This is a genomic window from Deltaproteobacteria bacterium, assembly GCA_020845775.1.
In the GTDB taxonomy this organism is placed as follows: Bacteria; Bdellovibrionota_C; UBA2361; order SZUA-149; family JADLFC01; genus JADLFC01.
On sequence record JADLFC010000064.1, the window covers coordinates 1 to 3,964 of the forward strand.

Consider the following 3,964-nt stretch of genomic DNA (forward strand, 5'->3'; position numbering starts at 1 on the left):
ATGACAATTTCCTAATTTGGTGAATCGCCAAGGTGGTAATTTAGCCTTGACGCCATTTTTTTCATGAGTAAAATGGACTATAGGCTATTTTACTCATGCACTGGTTACTCGAATGAAGCGTTATTTATAGCATTTACAAAAATCCTTTTTGCAAATGCTATATGCACCAATTTCCTTGCGATTGAACTATCTCTTACAAAAACCCTGCGACGGGACATCTAAGGCGCTGTTAAATTTGCTAGAAAGATTCTGAAAGGCAATTAATCCAGTAAGCTCCACAATCGCATCATCGTCAAAGCCCTCCCTTAATCGCGAAAAAAGCTCATCGCTCACTTTTCTATCGCTATAAGTCATTGCCTCGGCATATTCCAGAGCCACTCGCTCTCTTTCATCAAATGCTTCGCTCTCCTTCCAATTAAAAAGCTCATCGAGCTTATTCGTGCTTCCTGCCTTTTTCAGCAGCAGATAGGAGTTAAGATCCACGCAAAACTTGCAATGATTTATCTGCGAAACGCGCACCATTACGAGCGAACGCAAGGGAGCCTCGAGAAGTGAATTTTTTCTAGAAAAAACAGAATTAAAAAAAGCTACTCCTAAAAACAATCCAGGAACTCTCGCCCACAACATTGCGGGATTAAGAAGCTGCCCGAATTTTTTCCGCTGCATCCAAAAGAACGGTTGCAGATAAAACGGATATTCTCGAAGCAGCCTCTCTGCTACCCTCATTTAATCGTAGCGCCTCGTCGGATCCGGCACTGAGCGACACTCAGTAACGCCCTCATACTCCACCTTAATCGTTAGCGGAGAGAAAGGCTGTAACTGATGACCAGTCTTGCTTAGATATAAATGCGGACGACCTCCGTTAACGCCACTGCAATGCGTTCGTTGGAAACCAGATACCTCACTGCCACTAGAGCCAAGAACCGTAACGCGTAAGCCCCCAGAACGATACAAGCTACAGTACGGCGAATCAGGCAACAACATAACAGGAGCATGGTTTGGAACTCCCTCTGATTCAGGCTTCCAGACTGCTCCACCTCGCCCATCATTAAAGTCGTGTGCCGTACCTGCCGTAGGCACGCATCCAGGTGTCGCCGGCGGCAATCCACCGCCGCCACCACCACCTCCTCCTCCATCACCGCCAAACCCATGCGGAACTACGACACTGCCGTCAGGACGTAGAACAAACAAGGTTCTTCGGCCAAAGGAAACGACATTTTGCCCACTTAGAAAAGTTCTAATAAAGTAAGTGTCTGGCCCAGCATCAGAATCTATACGCCTATACACGCCGAACTCAGAATAATTAACTCCAGAGAAATTTCCCGTAAGAGAGATGTCACCACTTAAGCCAAAATCAACCGACAAGTAAAAGTTTTCCGAGAAACGCTCGAAAGCAGTATTTTGCATCCCATTTGTTCGCACTACTACAAAATCGCCCACACCATCGCCGTTTAAATCGGCTGGCGGAATCGGAGAATCTCCACTCAAACCCCACTGTACGTAGTGATCTACCTGCTCATAAATATCTCTGTAATACCAATGTAATCCGCCTGCAAGATTGCGCGACACTAGGAGCTCATCACATGTATCGCCATCCACATCCGCCGCGTAGATCGTATCAGTAGCTAAGCCAAATAAATAATCACCGAAATTTCCGCCTCTAGAAAAGCTAAAAAACCAATACTTATACCCATTAATATTGCGAACAACCGCCCTGTCAGCCTTGCCATCGCAGTCAAAATCTCCCGCTATTGGCTGATCTCCATTTTGACCAAATGTCATTTTAGTAACCGAACCATCGGCTTCCATAGTAGACCACTCTAACACAGCATCGGATCGCACAAATACCACTGCTGGCTGAACTCTACCGTCTCCGTCATAGTCAGCTGGAACCATGGCATCTCCGGCCGACGGCAGCATAAAAGTTGCCTGCCGGCCATCGCCATACCTCAAATGAAACGCCGTCGTGCCAGCACTTCTGTTTACCTCAGCCAACGCAAATTCGGACTGATTATCCCTGTTGTAATCCCCAGGAATCAACCTATGATATACGCCCTGATTAGAAACAGGCATTGGAACGTTCCAATTGGATATATAAGCTTGAGGATTTAAGCTAAAATGTGGATTTTCTGCTGAAAAGGGAATGCGAAAATAATTGCCATCTTCCAGTCGTACGTAAAAGGCTATCTCGCTCGGTCTAAATACCGCATACTCAATAATGTCATCTCCATTTACGTTTACGATTACCGGCCTATCGCCGGGAAGCCCCCATTGAATCGGCAACGAGGGAACGCCAAGCTCTCCCGCTTCATAGGATTGCGCAAAATAGTAATGCCCACTACTCGGTCGGAATATGCCAGCCTCGCCACAACCATCGGCATCAAAATCGGCAACAAAAGGGATATCCCCAGGAAGGCCAAAATAAAAACTCTCCCACCCTTTCTGTGAGGACTTGCGAAAAGTCCATGAACTGTCTCTACGGCTAAACAAAACGGGATCCGCCTTGCCATCGCAATCGATATCGCCAGCAAGAGGCACTCCGCCAATGACGTGACTTTGAAACGTCTCTACCAGTGCACCATCGCAGTCCCCTAGCGACCAAACGCCAGTACTTGGACTATAAGTCGCAAAACTCGAACATTCTCGACCAAGATAATTGGCCGGAATGGGGAGATCCCCTGCCTGCCCCAAAATAACCGCCTTTGTCACTCCTCCATTAATAGCTACGTGGAAAACACCAGTGGTTCGATTATATGTGCCTAAATCCGCTAGCATATCTCCATTATAATCGCCATTTGCCGGAATATCGCCAACTGAACTCCCGTTTACTTTAATATGCACAAACTCGAGAGTCGAACTCTTACGAATGCTAAACGTTGCCGTAGAGGAATCATAAGCAATTAAATCACCAAATCCATCTCCATCGTAATCAGTAGCAACAGTAATATCGTCTGCCACTGCAAAATTTAGAAAACCGAGCATAAAAAAGGAAAGGAAAACCGAGGTGCGATATGTGAAACTTCTTCTCATAACCATCTAGCCAAGTCCAATTAATCTAACGTTAATGAAAACCTCTACCAGCCGTCCGCGAAAACAATACTAAATATTGACAACTCAAAGCATACTATTGTTATTAACTACTTGTCCAGAAACGCATCATTCCCCTCTACGCGAGACATCTGGAGTTTAATTTTAAGTAGAATAAACATTCTGGAGATATTTTTGACATGAGCGGCGCAAAACAAAATAGTTCCATTGCAAGACTAGTAGTAGGTGCAATGACCATAGATGGAAGTTTAAGTCGCAAGGAACGCGACAAAGTTGCCAAAACGCTTGAAACTATTGGCATGGGCGAGCTAGTAGCTTACGTGGGAATCGCCATTGACGAGGACGATGGTCACTTTAACATGTTTCAAGAATGCGAAACGCTAATCGGACTTCTGGGTCCATACTGCGAAGAGCTAGCTCCAGTAATCTTTCGCATCGTATGTGACGTAGTTGCCAATGACCGCTTTGTATCGCAAAGAGAAGCGGCCTACCTAAGCGCCATGGCTAAGCGGCTAAAAATTTCTGCCACAGTAGCAAGAGATATTTTTAAGGAAACCATGGCGCAACATCGCAGCCGACTAGAAGTCGCTGGTAGTGGCGTAGACAAGGACATTAACCCATACTTAAAAGAACTTTTAAGCTTCCAAGGTTCCGAAGGTTTAGTGGGAGGACTAGACGCAAACTCTCTTGAAGCCATGATGGATGAAGCTACGGAAGCAATGCAGGAGGGCGTAAAAGTTTCGCGCGACGACATGACAAGAGCACTGACAGTTTTAGGACTCCAAGGTACTGCCGGGCTAGACGATGCCAAAACAGTTTGGAAAGAAACTATCGACAATCTCAATTTGCCCAAAATGGCCAATCTCGGAGAAACCTTTGTTTCGGCAGCGATTGCGCGGATAGCAAGAATAAATGA

General features: G+C 45.8%; 3 protein-coding genes. 1 reads left to right on the top strand and 2 read right to left on the bottom strand.

Annotated elements, in window-relative coordinates; genetic code table 11:
* Positions 1-186: 186 nt before the first annotated feature.
* Positions 187-726, bottom strand: coding sequence for a carboxymuconolactone decarboxylase family protein (locus IT291_04385; protein MCC6220463.1), 540 nt, complete (start codon positions 724-726; stop codon positions 187-189).
* The gene (locus IT291_04390; protein MCC6220464.1) at positions 727-3,030 is read right to left on the bottom strand and encodes a VCBS repeat-containing protein; all 2,304 of its coding nucleotides are present in this window, start codon (positions 3,028-3,030) and stop codon (positions 727-729) included.
* A 197-nt stretch (positions 3,031-3,227) separates the two neighbouring features.
* Here IT291_04390 and IT291_04395 point away from each other — a divergent pair.
* A partial coding sequence (locus IT291_04395; protein MCC6220465.1) for a hypothetical protein occupies positions 3,228-3,964 on the top strand: 737 nt, incomplete at its 3' end.